Below are 15,702 nucleotides of genomic sequence, written 5' to 3' on the forward strand. Positions count from 1 at the left end.
GGCGCGCGGCGGCGCGCCGCACCGCGGTCGGTCACTTCGCGACGGTGAAGCCGGTGTTCTCCAGGTCGTCCACGGTGGTCTCCTGGATGCTCGCCAGGGCGGCGGTGAACGCGGCGGCGCTGCGCTGCTCGGCGGCGGCGCCGAAGGCGTCGGTGTAGGCGCTGTAGGCGACGTTGACGTTGGGACCGTAGGTGAAGTCGTTGGTGGTCCGCGCCACCCGGCCGACGACGTCGTAGAAGTCGGGCTGGTTGGAGATGAACGCCGGCGGGTCGGTGAGCGCCTGTGCGGCGGCCTCGGTGGCGGCGGGGTACACCCCGGACACGTCGGCCAGGGCCTCGACGGCCGCGGGGTCGGTGTTCAGCCACCGCGCGAACTCCGCGGCCTGCTCGGGGTGCTCGGACTGCGTGGTGACGCCGGTGGCCGAGCCGCCCCAGTTGCCGCCGGCGGGGGCGGCGGCGTCCCACTGCGGCAGCGGAGCGGCGGCCCACTTCCCGGCGGTGTCGGGGGTGATGCCCTCCAGCACGGCCGGGGACCACACGGCGCCGATCCAGCCGACCTGGCTGCCGTCGTTGAGGGCGGCGTTCCACTCGGGCGTGTACATGGGGGTGTTGTCGATGACGCCCTCCTCGACGAGGCCGCCCCAGTAGGAGGCGACCCGCCGGGTCGCCTCGGAGTCGACGTCGACGCTCCACGCCTCCCCGTCCACGCCCCACCAGGAGGCCCCGGCCTGCTGGGCCAGGCCGGCGAACCAGCCGGGGTCGTTGGCGGAGAACGTGCCGAGGAACGTCGCCGGGTCGGTGGCGTGGACCCTGCGGGCGGCGTCGGCGTACTCGGCCCAGGTGGTGGGCACGGCGATGCCGTGCTGCTCGAAGAGGTCGGCGCGGTAGACGAACACCATCGGCCCGGAGTCCTGCGGCACGGCGTACACCGCGTCGGAGCCGAGGGTGACGCTGTTCCACACCGACTCGGGGAAGGCGCCGGCCACGTCGTCGCCGAGGTGCTCGGAGACGTCGGCCAGGGCGTCGGCGGAGACCAGGGTGGGGATCTTCTGGTACTCGGCCTGCATGAGGTCCGGGGCGCCGCTGCCGGCCTTGACGGCGGTGAGCAGCTTGGTGACCGCCGCGTCGCCGCCGTCCTGCTTGTTGACGGTGACCTGGACGTCCGGGTGGGTCTCGTTCCAGGTCTGCACGACCTGCTCCATGTTCGGCGCCCAGGTCCAGAAGGTGAGCTCCACGGGGCCGTCGCCGCCTCCGCCGGTGCCGGCGTCCCCGCCGCCGCTGCAGCCGGCGGCCAGCAGCAGGCTCGCGGCGGCGACCGCGGCCAGGGTGCGCCGGCGGCTGGGACGGGACGCGGGGGCGCTGCTCGCGGGCTGCCGGCCGGCGCGGGACATCGGCTTCGAACGCACTGATCCTCCTCGATCGACCTCGCCGCGTCGTCGCGGTGAGCTGAGGGCCGCACGGGGCGTCGGCGGCCTGTGACCGGTTACAGTCGGCGCCGCGGGCCCGGTTGTCAAGTCACCCGCCGGCCCCTCGACAGCGCTGCTGCACCGCGGTTACCGTGCCACCACTGCCCTGTGACCGATCACAGCCACGGTGGCAGCCCACGGTCCGGCGGGTCCCCCGCCACGGCCGGCGACGACGCCCCGGAAGGACTCCCGTGCCCACGCCACCCCCCGCCACCGGCGCCACCGCGCCCCTCGCCCTCGTGCACCACCCCTGGGCGACGCCCCCGGTGCGCCCGCGGATGGCGAACGAGGAGGACCGCCGCCCCGGGCTGGGCCTGACGGACCGGTGGCTCGAGCGCGACGGGCGCCCCTTCGTGCCGGTCTCCGGCGAGGTGCACTACAGCCGCGTCCCGCGCGAGCGCTGGGCCGAGCGGCTGCGCGCGGTGCGCGCCGGCGGCGTCACCGTCGTGTCCACGTACGTCGTCTGGCTGCACCACGAGCCCGAGCGCGGCCGCGCCGACTTCACCGGGGGCCTGGACCTGGCCGCCTTCGTCGACGAGTGCGCGCGCACCGGCCTGGACGTGGTGCTGCGCATCGGCCCGTGGGTGCACGGCGAGACCCGCAACGGCGGCTTCCCCGACTGGGTGCAGGCCGCGGACGTGGCGCACCGCACCGACGACCCCGGCTACCTGGAGCTGGTGCGCGAGTGGTTCGGCCGCGTCGGCGCCGCCCTGGGCGGGCGCGCCCGCGCGCAGGGCGGGCCGGTGCTGGCGGTCCAGCTCGACAACGAGCTGTACGACCAGCCGCAGCACCTGCTGACCCTCAAGCGCCTGGCCCGCGAGGCCGGCATCGGCGCCCCGCTGTGGACCGCCACCGCCTGGGGCAGCGCGCAGCTGCCCGAGGGCGAGGTCCTGCCCCTGTACGGCGGGTACGGCGACGGGTTCTGGGTGGACGCCGACGCCCCCTGGGACCCCACCTTCCGCGAGCACTTCTTCTTCTCCCACGTGTGGGACGACCCCGGCATCGGCGCCGACGTGCGCGCCCGCACCGGCACCGCCGGCCCGGCCGGCACCGCGGACCAGGTGCCGCGCAGCCCCTCCGCGCTCTTCCCGCCGGCCACCTGCGAGCTCGGCGGCGGCATGGCCACCGCCTACCACCGCCGCCCCCGCCCGGCCGCCCTCGACGTGGCCGCCGTGGCCCACTGCAAGATCGGCAACGGCTCGGCCTGGCAGGGCTACTACATGTACGCCGGCGGCACCAACCCCGCCGGCACCGGCGGCGGCCCCGACGGCGGCGGTGGCACGCACGAGTCGCACGCCACCGGCTACCCCAACGACGTGCCCCGCCTGGGCTACGACTTCCACGCCCCCGTGGGCGAGGCGGGGACCCTGGCGCCCAGCCACGCCGAGCTGCGCCGCCAGCACGCCTTCCTCGCCGCGTTCGGCGAGCGCCTGGCGGACATGCCCTCCTCGCTGCCCGAGGTGCGCCCGGCCGGCGTGCAGGACACCGCGACGCTGCGCTGGGCCGTGCGCGCCGACGCCGAGCGCGGCGACGGGTTCCTCTTCGTCTCCTGGCACCAGCCGCACGTGCCGCTGCCGGGCCACCCCGGCGCGCGCTTCGCCGTGCGCGTGGGCGCCCGCGAACCGCTCGTGCTGCCCTCGCGCCCGGTGCCGGTGCCGGCCGGGACGCTGGCGCGCTGGCCGTTCCGCCTGGAGCTGGGCGGCGCGCGCCTGGAGTGGGCCACCGCCTCGGCCCTGACGGTGCTGCCCGGGCGGGTGCCGGTCCTGGTGCTCACCGCCGAGCAGGGCGTGCCCTGCGAGGTCGCCGTCCCGGCCGGCACCTCGGTGCAGGCCCCCGACGGCGAGGTGCTGCCCGGGCGCGCCCACGAGGGCGTGCTCGTGCACGACGTCGAGCCCGGTGAGCAGCCCCTGCGGGTGCGCGGACCGCGCGGCGCGCTGGACCTGCTGGTGCTGCCCGCCGCCGCCGCGCGGCAGAGCTGGGTCGTCGAGCCCGGCACCACCGGCACCGCCCGGCGCCTGCTGCTCTCGGCGGCGCCGCTGGCCTGGGGCGCCGACGGCGCCGTCACCTGCCGCGCCGGCGGCGGGGAGCCCGGTGTGCGCGCCTACGACCCGGCCGCGCGGGCGTTCACCGCGCTGCCGCTGCGGCGCACCGGCCCCGCCGCCCGGCAGGAGGAGGTCCCCGTGAGCGCCCTGCGCGAGGCGTCGGCCACCGTGCCCGTGCTGCACGGCGAGCTCGACGGGCGCGCCTCGGCGCCCTCCCCGGCCGCCTTCGACGAGCACGCCGCGGTGCTGCGCCTGCACCTGCCCGCGTGGGCGGGCGAGCCGGGCCGCGACCCGCTGCTGCACGTGGACTGGGCCGGTGACGTCGCCGAGCTGCGCGTGGACGGGCGCGCCGTCACCGACCGGTTCTGGGACGGCTCGCGCTGGACGGTGTCCCTGCGCGACGCCGGGGCGGGTGCCGGCAGCGAGGTGGTGCTGCACCTGCTGCCGCTGGCCGTCGGCGCCCCCGTGCACCTGCCCGCCGACGCCGCCGCCCGCCTGGCCGGCGCGGACAAGCAGCTCGGCACCGTGGACGCGGTGCGGGTCGTCGACGCGGCGACCTGGACCGAGCCCGCCCCCGCGGGCTGACCGGAGGGGCGGGACCACCGCCCCCTCCCCCCTACCCCTCGTGACGCGAAGGAGCGCCATGACCGGCACCACCTCCCCCACCCCGCCCACCGGGCACCTGCGCCGGCGCAGCCTGCTGGCCGCGCTGGCCGGCACGCCCGTCGCCGCCGCGGCCCTGGCCGCGGCACCGTCGGCCGCCGCCGCGGAACCCGCCGGCGGTCCCGGCGGCGGCCCGGGCCTGGCCGTGCGCGGCGCGGACCTGTCCTTCCTGCTGCAGAGCGAGGCCGCGGGCGCGCGCTACCTCGACGAGCGCGGCCGGGCCCGCCCCGCCGAGCAGCTGCTGCGCTCGCACGGCGCGAACTGGGTGCGGCTGCGCGTGTGGGTGGACCCGCCCGCCGGGTACAGCGGCACCGCCTCCACCGTCGAGCTGGCGCTGCGCGCGAAGCGGGCGGGCATGAAGGTCCTGGTGGACCTGCACTGCTCCGACTTCTGGGCCGACCCGGCGCACCAGACCACGCCCGCGGCGTGGGCCGGGCAGGACCTGCCGACCCTGGCGCGCACGGTGCGCGCCTACACCGCCGAGACGCTGCGCACCCTGCGCGCGGCGGGTGCGCACGTGGACATGGTGCAGGTCGGCAACGAGGTCACCGCCGGGATGCTGTGGCCGCTGGGCCAGGTGTACCGCGCGGGGCGGCCCGACGACTGGGAGGGTTTCACCACCCTGCTGAAGGCCGGGATCGCCGGCGTGCGCGACGTGCACCCCCGCCGGCGCGACGTGCCCGTCATGGTGCACGTGGACCGCGGCGGCGACAACGGCGGCTCGCGCTGGTTCTACGACCACGTCCTGGAGCGCGGCGTCGACCTCGACGTCATCGGCCAGTCGTACTACCCGTTCTGGCACGGCTCGCTGGACGACCTGCGCGCCAACCTGCACGACCTGGCCACCCGCTACGGCAAGGACCTCGTGCTCGTCGAGACCGCCTACCCGTGGACGCTGGAGGACGGCGACGGGCTGGAGAACCTCATCGCCCGGCGCGAGCAGCTGCCCGACGCCGACCGCTTCCCCGCCACGCCGCAGGGCCAGGCCGCCTACTTCGAGGCGCTGCGCGAGGTGCTGCTGTCGGTGCCGCAGCGCCGCTGCCTGGGCTTCTTCGCCTGGGAGCCGGCGTGGCTGCCGGGCGTGGGCTGGGAACCGGGCGCCGGCAACCCGAACGACAACCTGACGATGTTCGACCACGACGGCCGCGCCCTGCCGGCGCTGGCCGCCTTCCGCCCGCCGCGCTGAGGCCCGGCGGGCGGCGAGACCGCGCGGGCGCCCGGTCGTGAGCGGTCGGGCGCCCGCGCGGGACGGTCAGCGGTGCGACAGCGGCTTCGGGGTCTGAAGGGGCTGCGGCTCGGGCGAGAGGTCGATGCCCAGGTCCGCGGCGAACACGGTGCGGGTCTCCTTGAAGACGCCCGGGTGGTGCTCGTCCAGGTCGAACACCCGCGCCCCGCGCAGGCGGTGCACCTGATCGCCCTCCAGGCCGTAGGTGCCGAACCCGGTGCCGGGGCCGTACCCGAGCTGGATGCCGAAGTAGTCCCCGACGTAGGTGTTCACGTGGTCGTGCCCGCAGAAGACGCCCTTGACGTCCCCGCGCTCCAGCGCGGCGTGGAACAGGCCGGGGTTGAACTGCGCGGTGTACTCGCGCTCGTTGCGCTCGCCGGTGATGCCGTGCTTGACGACCGCGCGCGCGTGGGACTCCTCGGTCCACTCCGTGGGCGAGCCGAACCACAGGAACCGGTGCTCCCACAGCGGGATGTGGAAGAACATCAGCCCCGGCACGGGCGCCGCGGCCCAGCGCTCCAGGACCTGCGACTGCTCGCGGTACCAGGCGACCTGGTCGGCGTGGATCGTCTCGTACGTGTACTCCTCGACCTCCTGCCCGGCGATCGTCTCCGGGGAGTAGCGGCCGGAGTCCAGCAGCCACAGGGCGAAGCCCGGCCCGCGCCCGCGGGAGGAGCGCACGGTGAGGACCTGGTTGGAGTCCCCGCTCACGCCGCGGGCGGTGGCGCCCACGTGGTGGCGGTAGCCGGACAGGAACTCGCGGATGCGCTGCTCGGTCATGCCGGTGGCCGCGGCGGAGTCCTCGTCGTGGTTGCCGAACGTGATGGCCCACGGGATCCCGCGCTCCTCCATGGGCAGCACGACGTGGTGGTAGGCCTGGCGCACCTGCTCGGCGGTGGTCATGTCGCCGTTGACGACGTCGCCGTTGATGAGCGCGAACTGCGGCTGCTCGCGGTCCAGGACGCGCTCCATGAGCTGGATCGTGCGCACGTCGGTGCGGTGGTTGTCCTGCGTGTCGTTAAACTGCACGACGCGGAAGGTGCCCTCGCGGGAGAAGGACAGGCCTTGCCCCCCGGACGGTCCTCGCCTTCCCGACGCAGCGGCAGGTGCGGCTGTAGCTCCCTGCGCCACCAGCGCACCACCGGCTGCGGTGGCGGCCCCAAGCCCGAGCAGCCGACGCCTGCCGAGGGGGGTGGACGTGCTTTCGCTCATAGGGTCCTCCAGGAGTACGGGCTCATGGCAGTGGTCAGGCACGACTCTGGCTTGGCCAAGTGGAAGACAGGTGGAACGCAGGTGTCCCAAGAATGGCGCTCGGGTAGCACACACGCGTGTCCTGAGTGTCGGTCGACTGCCTCTGGATGTCGCGGAGGCTCGCGGCTCTGGTCATCACTGGCGATGATGGTTCAGGCTGCGTGTGGCCGGTCGACAACGGCCCAGCTCACCACCTCACCACGCGCGGCGCGCGCAGCGATGTTGCGGGCTGCGTTGTGGTCGGCGTGCGCGACGACGCCGCACGACCTGCACATGAACCGGGCCTGGCTGACCCGGTTGGTCTTCCCCTGGTACGCGCAGTGGCTGCACGTCTGGGAGGTGTACGCCGGGTCCACCGCCACCAGCGGCACCCCGGCGCGCTGAGCCTTATAGGCCAGGAAGGTGCCCAATCGGCGGAAGGACCAGGAGTGCAGCGTGGTCCGTCGGGGCTTTCTCAGCCGTACCCGGGCGCGGATCCCCGTCAAGTCCTCGACGGCGATGCCTCGGCCGGTGCGTTCAGCCTCGACCACGATGCTCTTGGAGATCACGTGGTTCACGTCGGTCGCAAAACGCGACTCCTTCCTGGACCGCTTCTTCAACAGCCGCTTGGCGGAGCGCGTGCCCTTGGCCTGCAGCTTGGTGCGCAGGCGTCGGTGGCGCTGCCGCACACGGTTCAGCGCCGTACCGCTGTAGCGGGTGCCGTCAGAGGTGGCGATGTTGACGATGCCCAGATCAACGCCGATCCAGCCGCGCGGGGTGAACGGCGTGACTTGCGGCATCTCGCAGGTGGCGTGCAGGAACCACATGCCGTCGCGGTGCACGAGGTCAGATTCACCCTTGCGGTGTTCGCGCAAGGCGCGCATCTGGTCCATAGAGCACCGGAAGCGCACCCACTTCATCCGGCCAGCGGTGGTCCAGATCGACACCGTACCTTCGACAGCGCCCTCGGCCTCGGGGATCTGCCAGGACAGGCACCGGTCGTCGAACGGCTGCGCCGCCTCGGGCCTGAAGGTGCGCCGAGTCCTGGTGTCCAGGACGTAGGCGTCAGCGACCTTGCGGATCACGTGCAGCGCCGCCTGCGCGGCCAGACCGTGGGTGGCCTTGACATGGACGTAGGCGATCTTTTGCAGCCCGACACGACGGAAGACTTGGGACCGCCAGGCCAGGACGGAGACGTCGTTCGCAGCGGCGTTGCAGGCACGCAGCGTCGCCCGCAACGCCGCTTCCTGCGCAGGCTCGGGGAAGAGCCGTACAGGCACGACGATCTTCACGGCTGTGATCATAGTGGACCAGTACAGTTTGGTCTATGTCACCTCGATGGCCTTTGGATTCCACCAATCGCAGGAGCAGGATGGTGGTGAACGACCTGCACGTACACTTGGTCTTCATCACCATCCTTCGGCGCGGTGCCCTGACGGAGTCAATGCTGGTGCGTTGCCAGGAGGTCATGCGCGAGGTGTGCGCAGGCTTCGGCGCCGAGCTGATCACCTTCACTGGCACAGACGACCACGTACGCCTGCACGTGCGGTACCCGGCCGTCGTGGCGATCTCGCGACTGGTCAACAGCCTCAAGGGCGTCTCGTCACGATTGCTGCGCAAGGAGTTCGATCAGCACGTGGCGCAGCAGCTGGGCGGTGAGCAGTTGTGGTCACCCTCGTACTACGCCGGCTGCAGCTCCGACGCCCCGGAGGGGGTGCTCACCCGCTACCTGGACTCCCAACGCCGTGGAGCACGCTGACGACTCGTGGGGCACTGCTCGGCTGCCTCTCCACCCCTTCATCGGGGTCTGTCGAGGTCGGACAAGACCATCGGGTGACGCGAGGTCGCCTCTCGGCTGACGGCGAGACAGCCGCTCAGGCCCTCTGCCGTTCCGGACGCGGCCGCCCCCGCCCCGGCCTAGGGTCGGAGGGTCCTGGTCCGCAGCGTCGGCACGCACGAGGGCCGACGTGTCCACCGAGGAGGAAGCACGTCATGCCCACCACCGACGCCCCCACCGCGGGGAAGGACGCCACCGCGGAGCTCGTCGAGTCCCTGGCCCGCATCCGGCCGGAGGAGGTCACCGCGCTCGACGCGTGGTGGCGCGCCTGCAACTACCTGACCGTCGGGCAGATCTACCTGCGCGCCAACCCGCTGCTGGGCGAGGAGCTGAGCGCCGAGCAGATCAAGCCGCGCCTGCTGGGGCACTGGGGCACCAGCCCTGGCCTGTCCTTCACGTACGCGCACCTGTCGCGGCTGATCCGCCGCACCGGGCAGCCCTCGCTGTTCCTCACCGGCCCCGGCCACGGCGGCCCCGCCCTGGTGGCGGCGGCCTACCTGGAGGGCACCTACACGGAAAGGTTCCCGCACGTCACGCAGGACACCGGGGGCATGACGCGGCTGTTCCGGCAGTTCTCCGCCCCCGGCGGCATCCCCAGCCACGTCTCGGTCACCACCCCCGGCTCCATCCACGAGGGCGGTGAGCTGGGGTACGTGCTCGTGCACGCCTTCGGCGCCGTCATGGACAACCCCGACCTGCTGGCCCTGGCCGTCGTCGGCGACGGCGAGGCCGAGACCGGGCCGCTGGAGGGCTCCTGGAAGGGCATCTCCTTCCTCGACCCCGCCCGCGACGGCGCGGTGCTGCCCGTGCTGCACCTGAACGGCGCGAAGATCTCCGGGCCCACCGTGCTGGCCCGCAAGGACCCCACCGAGGTGCGCTCGCTGCTGGAGGGCCACGGCTACGAGGTCCTCGAGGTCGGCGGCGAGGACCTGCCCGGCATGCACGAGCGATTCGCCGACGTCCTGGCCCGGGCCTGGGGCCGCATCCGCGGCATCCAGGCCGCCGCCCGCGCCCAGGACGCCCCCGCCGACGCGCCCCGCCCGCGCTGGCCCCTGATCGTGCTGCGCACCCCCAAGGGGTGGACCGGCCCGCACGAGGTCGACGGCGTGCAGGTCGAGGGGACCTTCCGCGCCCACCAGGTCCCGCTGTCGGGGGTGCGCGAGAACCCCGGGCACCTGCGGCTGCTGGAGCGGTGGATGCGCTCCTACGGCCCCGAGGACCTGTTCGACGCCTCCGGCGCCCCCGTGGAGCTGGTCCGCTCGGCCAACCCCGACGGCGACCTGCGCATGAGCGCCACCCCGCACGCCAACGGCGGGCTGCTCACGCAGGACCTGGACCTGCCCGACTTCCGCGACTACGCCGTGCGCGTGGACCGCCCGGCCGGCGGGCGGGCGGAGTCCACCCGGCGCCTGGGCGAGCTGCTGCGCGACGTCTACGCCCGCAACCCCCGCACGTTCCGCCTCTTCTCCCCCGACGAGACGAACTCCAACCGGCTCGGCGCGGTGTTCGAGGTCTCCGACCGCGCGTTCGCCGAGCGCACGTACCCCGAGGACGTCTCGATCAGCCGCGGCGGGCGGGTCATGGAGGTGCTCAGCGAGCACAACTGCCACGGCTGGCTGGAGGGCTACACCCTCACCGGCCGGCACGGGATGTTCGCCACCTACGAGGCGTTCGCGATGGTCAGCGCCTCGCAGACCGTGCAGCACGCCAAGTGGCTGGAGGAGGCGGGGAACCTGCCCTGGCGCGCGGACGTGCCCAGCCTGAACATCCTGCTCACCTCCACCGCCTGGCGCAACGACCACAACGGGTTCTCGCACCAGGGACCGGGCCTGCTGCAGGTCGCCATCACTCACCGGCCCGAGGTCTCGCGGATCTACCTGCCGCCGGACGCGAACTGCCTGCTGTCGGTGGCCGACCACTGCCTGCGCTCGCGCAACTACGTGAACCTCCTCGTCATCGACAAGCAGCCCCAGCTGCAGTACCTCACGGTCGAGCAGGCCGTGGAGCACTGCCGGCGCGGGGCGTCGGTGTGGGACTGGGCCGGCAACGACGACGGCGCGGCCGAGCCGGACGTCGTGCTCGGCTGCGCCGGGGACGTCATGACGATGGAGACCGTCGCGGCGGCGCAGATCCTGCGCGAGCGGCTGCCGCAGCTGCGCTTCCGCGTCGTCAACGTCGTGGACCTCATGGCGCTGCAGCGCCCGAAGGACCACCCGCACGGCACGAGCGACCTGCGCTTCCGGGAGCTGTTCACCGACTCCGTCGACGTGGTGTTCGCCTTCCACGGCTTCCCGGGGGCGATCCACCAGGTCGTGCACGGCCGCCCCGACGCCGACCGCTTCCACGTGCGCGGGTTCGTCGAGGAGGGCACCACCACCACCGCCTTCGACATGACCGTGCGCAACCGGGCCTCGCGGTACCACCTCGTGATGGACGCGCTGAACAACGCCCGCCGCCTGCCGCCCGGCGCGGCGGACCTCGTGGACTACTGCCGGGCCCAGCTCGCGCGGCACCACGAGTACGTCGTGGAGCACCTGGAGGACATGCCCGAGGTGCGCGACTGGTCCCTGGGCGACTCCACCACGCTGACCTGAGCCGACCCGCACCGACCTGAACGCACCGCACCGCCCGGGGGCACCGCCGGCACGGCGCCACCGGGCGGTGCCCCTCGGCGCGACGCACCCTGGACCGCTCCGGGCGCGGCCGGGTGCCACCATGGGGCCGTGCGCGCCATCGCCGCCCTGGACGGGCTCCCGATCTCCGACCCCGGCTCCCTCGTCGACGTCGACCTCCCCGTGCCCGACCTGCGCCCGCGCGACCTGCTCGTGCGCGTGCAGGCCGTCTCGGTGAACCCCGTCGACGTGAAGGTCCGCGCCGGCCTGGACCGCCAGGGCGCCCCGCGCGTGCTCGGCTGGGACGCCGCCGGCACCGTCGAGGCCGTCGGCGAGGCGGTGGAGGGGTTCAGCCCCGGCGACGAGGTCTGGTACGCCGGCGACATCACCCGCCCCGGCTCGAACAGCGAGCTGCACGCCGTCGACGAGCGCATCGTCTCCCGCAAACCCGCCACCCTGGGTTTCGCCGAGGCCGCCGCCCTGCCGCTGACCACCATCACCGCCTGGGAGGCGCTGTTCGAGCGCCTGCGCCTGGACGGGTCCTCCCGCGGCGACCTGCTCGTCCTCGGCGCCGCCGGGGGCGTCGGCTCGATCATGGTCCAGCTCGCCAAGCTGCGCACCGGACTGCGGGTCCTCGCCGGCGCCGGCAAGCCCGAGTCCCGCGAGTGGGTCACCGCCCTGGGCGCCGACGAGGTCGTCGACCACCACGACCTCGTCGCCTCCGCGCGGGCCGTGGCCCCCGACGGCGTGGACCTGCTCTTCAGCGCCCACAGCACCGGCAACGTCGAGGCGTTCGCCGAGGTCCTCAAGCCGTTCGGGGAGGTCGTCGCCATCGACGACCCGGTCGGGCTGGACCTGTTCCCGCTGAAGACCAAGAGCATCGCCTGGCACTGGGAGCTGATGTTCACCCGCTCGATGTTCACCACCCCCGACGTCGCCGAGCAGGGGCGCCTGCTCGCCGAGACCGCCGCCCTCGTCGACGCCGGCCGCCTGCGCACCACCCTGAGGACCGCGATCGACGACTTCAGCGCCGCGGGCCTGCGCGAGGCGCACCGCCTGCTCGAGACCGGCCGCACCGTCGGCAAGGTCGTCGTGCACCGCTGACGCCCCCCACCCGCCGGGGGCACCCGCCCGCTCCCGGCCCGGCGGAGGGATACTCCCCGCTCGGGTGAGGGTCACCCGCGCGAGGACCACGGGAGCAGCGGTGCGGCGCACGCTGATGAACGGCAAGATCCACCGGGCCACCGTCACGGAGGCCGACCTGCACTACGTCGGCTCGATCACCCTGGACGCCGACCTGTGCCGGGCCGCGGACCTCGTCGAGGGCGAGAAGGTGCAGGTGCTGGACGTGACGAACGGCGCCCGCCTGGAGACGTACGTCATCGTCGGCGAGGCCGGCAGCGGCGCCGTGAAGGTCAACGGGGCCGCCGCGCACCTCGTCCACCCCGGCGACCTGGTGATCGTCGTCTCCTACGTCGAGGTGGAAGAGGCCGAGCGCGCCGCGCACCGCCCGCACGTGGTGCACGTCGACGGGCGCAACCGGGTGGTCGCGCTGGGCAGCGACCCGGCCGAACCGGTGCCGGGGGTGCCGCAGCAGGTCTCGTCGCGCTAGGCGCTGCGGGGGCCGGCTTCACGCTCGGTGCTGCGGTTCGCGCCCGGCGGGGCGGGTTCGTGCCCGGCGGGGCGGGTTCGTGCTCAGGTGCCGTGGTGTCCCGCGCGCCGGGCTCTCCGTCACCCTCCGACCCCACCTCGTGCGCGGCCCAAGCTCATGACCCGCCGTGATCAAGGAAGTGGCAACTTCCTTGATCACCGTAGTCGTGCGAGGTTCAGTCCTCGAGCGTGCACGGTCACGGCACAGGTGGAGGGGTGCGCACTGGGTCAGGGGCACGACCCGAGCACCGCGGGACCGCAGCACCGGGACGGGCCGGAGGCGGGTGGGGCGCTCGGCGTCCGGAGCCCGCCCGCAGCACCCGGACGCGGTGGTGCACCCGGCAGCGGGCGGAGAGCCGAGCGCCCCACCCGCCGCAGGCCACCCCACCCAGCCACGCGAACCCAGCCGCGCGACCCCGCGCGACCCCGCGCAGAGCAGGGGCCTCAGGGAGCGGGCGGCCCGAAGCCCTCGGGGACGAGCACCGCCTCCTCCTCGCCGGAGCGGACGAGGCCGAGGATCGCCTCCGCCACCTGCTCGGGGGTGTGCGGCGGCGGGCCGCCGGGGCGCCGGCGCAGGGAGCCGGCGCGCAGCACGTCGTGGAACTCGGTGGCGGTGATGAAGGGGTAGACGGTGGAGACGACGATCCCGTCGGGGGCCAGCTCGCGGCGGGCGACGGCGGAGAGGGCGTTGAGGGCGGACTTGCTGGCGGCGTAGGCGCCCACGCCGGGCAGGACCGTCCGGGAGGTGCCGGAGCTGACGTCCACGACGCTGCCGCCGCCCTGGGCGCGCATGACCGACAGGACGGCCTGCAGCGCCACGAGCGGGGCGACGACGTTGAGGTCCAGGACGGCGCGGAAGTCGTCGGGGTCGACCTCCTCCAGGGGCGAGTGCAGGCCCTGGCCGGCGTTGTTGACGAGGACGTCGATGCGCCCGTGGGTGTCCACGCCGGCGCGCACGGCGGCGTGGACCTGGGCGGGGTCGGTGACGTCGGTGCGCACGGCCACCGCGTCGCCGAGCTCGGCCGCCAGGGCCTCGATGCGCTCCAGGCGCCGCGCGGCGAGGACGAGCCTGGCGCCGGCCGCCGAGGCGGCGCGGGCGGTGGCGGCGCCGATCCCGGAGGAGGCGCCGGTGATCAGGAAGACCTTGCCGTCGATGTCCACGCCTCGAGCAGAGCACCCGCGCGGGGGTGATCACCACTCGGGGGCGGGCCCGCGCGGACCGGCGCGGGCGGTGCGCCCGCGTGGCAGGCTCCGGGCGTGGTGCGCCGCGCACGGCGGCGCCGGCGGACGGAGGGGCGCGGTGGACGTCGAGGTGCGGCACGAGGAGCGGGGCGGGGCGCGGGTGGCGGCGCGGGGGGTGGACGACCTGCGGCGGCTGTCGGCGACGGTGGCCGCGGACGCGCCCGCCGACGCGGTCGACGGGGCGCTGCGCGACGCCGGCGCCGGGCACCTGGACGCCGGGGGCGAGCACGTCTGGCTGCGGCTGGGCTGGCTGCGCGCGCAGGGCCCGGACGAGGCGCCGTGGCTGGAGGGGTTCGCGGCGATGGTGGCGCACGCGACGTCGAAGGGGTGGACGAGCGAGGACGGCACGCTGGTGCGCGCGCACGTCGAGCGGACCTGACCGGGGGCGCGGCGGGGGCGCGGCGGGGGCGGGTGGGGACGCGGCGGGGGCGCGGCGGGGGGCGGTGGCGCGCACGGGGGATGATGGGGTGCCCGTGTCCCGCCGAGCCCGGAGGTGCCGTCATGGCCAGGCGTCGCGTCCCGCTGTCGTCCCTGGGGCGCCGAGGTGCGGTGCCCTCCACGCGCAACCTCGCCCAGGACGGCGCCATCCCCTCCGCGCCGCTGGGGCGCAGCAGCCTGGTGGACTCCGGGGTGTACGAGCGCGGCGCCCGGGTGGCCTCGCCGGGCACGCTGGCCGACACCTACCGCTGCCTGCACGAGGACGGCGCGCGCATCGCGTGGATCGGGCTGTACCGGCCCTCGGCGACGGAGCTGGGGTCGCTGGCGCGGGAGTTCGGCCTGCACGAGCTGGCGGTGGAGGACGCGATCGTGGCGCACCAGCGCCCGAAGCTGGAGCGCTACGGCGACACGCTGTTCGTGGTGCTGCGCGCGGCGCGCTACGACGACGCGGCCGAGGAGGTGGAGTTCGGCGAGCTGCACCTGTTCATCGGCCCGGATTTCGTGGTGACGGTGCGGCACGCGGAGTCCCCGGACCTGGCGCAGGTGCGCAGCCGCATGGAGCGCGACCCGGAGATGCTCGCGCTGGGCACCGAGGCGGTGCTGTACGCGATCCTGGACGCCGTGGTCGACGGGTACGCGCCGGTGCTGCGCGGGCTGGAGAACGACATCGACGAGATCGAGGTGCAGGTCTTCGACGGCGACCCGAAGGTGTCGCGGCGCATCTACGAGCTGTCGCGGGAGGTCGCGAACTTCCAGCGGGCGGTGGTGCCGCTGGGCGCGGTGCTGCAGGGCCTGACCGACGGGTTCGAGAAGTACCGGGTGGACGAGGAGCTGCAGCGCTACCTGCGCGACGTGGCCGACCACGTGACCGTGGCCGCCGAGCGGATCGAGAACTTCCGCGGCCAGCTGCGCGACATCCTCACGGTGAACTCCACGCTGGTGGCGCAGCGGCAGAACGAGGAGATGCGCTCGCTGACGGAGGCCAGCTACGCGCAGAGCGAGGAGGTCAAGAAGATCTCCTCGTGGGCGGCGATCCTGTTCGCGCCCACGGTGGTGGCGGGCGTGTACGGCATGAACTTCGCGAACATGCCGGAGCTGGACTGGACGTACGGGTACCCGCTGGCGCTGGCGCTGATGTTCGGCACCTGCTTCCTGCTGTACCACCTGTTCAAGCGGCGCGGCTGGTTGTGAGGCGGTGGCCCCCGCCGGTGCCCGGGCCACCCCCCGCCGGGGTCAGCCCGGGTAGTCGGTGACGTGGACCCGCAGGCCCATACCCGTTGTGTGCGGGCGGCGCGCCC

General features: G+C 74.4%; 12 protein-coding genes. 8 read left to right on the forward strand and 4 right to left on the reverse strand.

The features are described 5' to 3' along the window. Window positions 1-31: 31 nt before the first annotated feature. Window positions 32-1,390 carry an ABC transporter substrate-binding protein gene (locus ACRYR7_RS18270; protein ID WP_432573550.1) on the reverse strand — a complete coding sequence of 453 codons (1,359 nt, stop codon included), beginning with the start codon at window positions 1,388-1,390 and terminating at the stop codon, window positions 32-34. 266 nt (window positions 1,391-1,656) lie between these two features. Here ACRYR7_RS18270 and ACRYR7_RS18275 point away from each other — a divergent pair, with 266 nt between their 5' ends. Together ACRYR7_RS18275 and ACRYR7_RS18280 are read left to right on the forward strand one after the other, a co-directional pair. Next, entirely contained in the window at window positions 1,657-4,092 is a 2,436-nt protein-coding gene (locus ACRYR7_RS18275) for a beta-galactosidase (RefSeq protein ID WP_432573539.1), read from the forward strand. Window positions 4,093-4,150: 58 nt separating this feature from the next. After that, on the forward strand, window positions 4,151-5,356 hold the full coding sequence (locus ACRYR7_RS18280; protein ID WP_432573540.1) for a glycoside hydrolase family 53 protein: 1,206 nt from the start codon (window positions 4,151-4,153) through the stop codon (window positions 5,354-5,356). A gap of 66 nt (window positions 5,357-5,422) precedes the next feature. Here ACRYR7_RS18280 and ACRYR7_RS18285 read toward each other — a convergent pair whose 3' ends face one another. Together ACRYR7_RS18285 and ACRYR7_RS18290 are read right to left on the reverse strand one after the other, a co-directional pair. After that, window positions 5,423-6,424 carry a metallophosphoesterase family protein gene (locus tag ACRYR7_RS18285; protein WP_432573541.1) on the reverse strand — a complete coding sequence of 334 codons (1,002 nt, stop codon included), beginning with the start codon at window positions 6,422-6,424 and terminating at the stop codon, window positions 5,423-5,425. A gap of 374 nt (window positions 6,425-6,798) precedes the next feature. Further along, on the reverse strand, window positions 6,799-7,917 hold the full coding sequence (locus ACRYR7_RS18290) for an RNA-guided endonuclease InsQ/TnpB family protein (protein ID WP_432573542.1): 1,119 nt from the start codon (window positions 7,915-7,917) through the stop codon (window positions 6,799-6,801). Between the two features lie 35 nt (window positions 7,918-7,952). Here ACRYR7_RS18290 and tnpA point away from each other — a divergent pair, with 35 nt between their 5' ends. From tnpA to panD, 4 genes are all read left to right on the forward strand, one after another. Beyond that, a complete protein-coding gene (gene tnpA / locus ACRYR7_RS18295; protein WP_432573543.1) occupies window positions 7,953-8,384 on the forward strand; it encodes an IS200/IS605 family transposase in 432 nt (143 codons plus the stop codon). Window positions 8,385-8,617: 233 nt separating this feature from the next. Continuing rightward, window positions 8,618-11,056, forward strand: a complete 2,439-nt coding sequence (locus tag ACRYR7_RS18300) for a phosphoketolase family protein (RefSeq protein ID WP_432573544.1) — start codon at window positions 8,618-8,620, stop codon at window positions 11,054-11,056. A 129-nt stretch (window positions 11,057-11,185) separates the two neighbouring features. After that, entirely contained in the window at window positions 11,186-12,178 is a 993-nt protein-coding gene (locus ACRYR7_RS18305; protein WP_432573545.1) for a zinc-binding alcohol dehydrogenase family protein, read from the forward strand. A gap of 100 nt (window positions 12,179-12,278) precedes the next feature. Beyond that, window positions 12,279-12,686 (forward strand): aspartate 1-decarboxylase, encoded by a 408-nt coding sequence (gene panD, locus ACRYR7_RS18310; protein ID WP_432573546.1) that lies wholly within the window; start codon window positions 12,279-12,281, stop codon window positions 12,684-12,686. A gap of 482 nt (window positions 12,687-13,168) precedes the next feature. Here panD and ACRYR7_RS18315 read toward each other — a convergent pair whose 3' ends face one another. Continuing rightward, a complete protein-coding gene (locus tag ACRYR7_RS18315; RefSeq protein WP_432573547.1) occupies window positions 13,169-13,885 on the reverse strand; it encodes an SDR family oxidoreductase in 717 nt (238 codons plus the stop codon). Window positions 13,886-14,024: 139 nt separating this feature from the next. Here ACRYR7_RS18315 and ACRYR7_RS18320 point away from each other — a divergent pair, with 139 nt between their 5' ends. Together ACRYR7_RS18320 and ACRYR7_RS18325 are read left to right on the forward strand one after the other, a co-directional pair. Further along, a complete protein-coding gene (locus tag ACRYR7_RS18320; RefSeq protein ID WP_432573548.1) occupies window positions 14,025-14,345 on the forward strand; it encodes a hypothetical protein in 321 nt (106 codons plus the stop codon). A gap of 122 nt (window positions 14,346-14,467) precedes the next feature. After that, complete coding sequence (locus ACRYR7_RS18325) at window positions 14,468-15,595, forward strand: magnesium and cobalt transport protein CorA (protein ID WP_432573549.1); 1,128 nt, start codon at window positions 14,468-14,470, stop codon at window positions 15,593-15,595. Window positions 15,596-15,702: the final 107 nt, after the last annotated feature.

This window comes from Kineococcus gurbantunggutensis (assembly GCF_050871925.1).
Lineage (GTDB): Bacteria > Actinomycetota > Actinomycetes > Actinomycetales > Kineococcaceae > Kineococcus.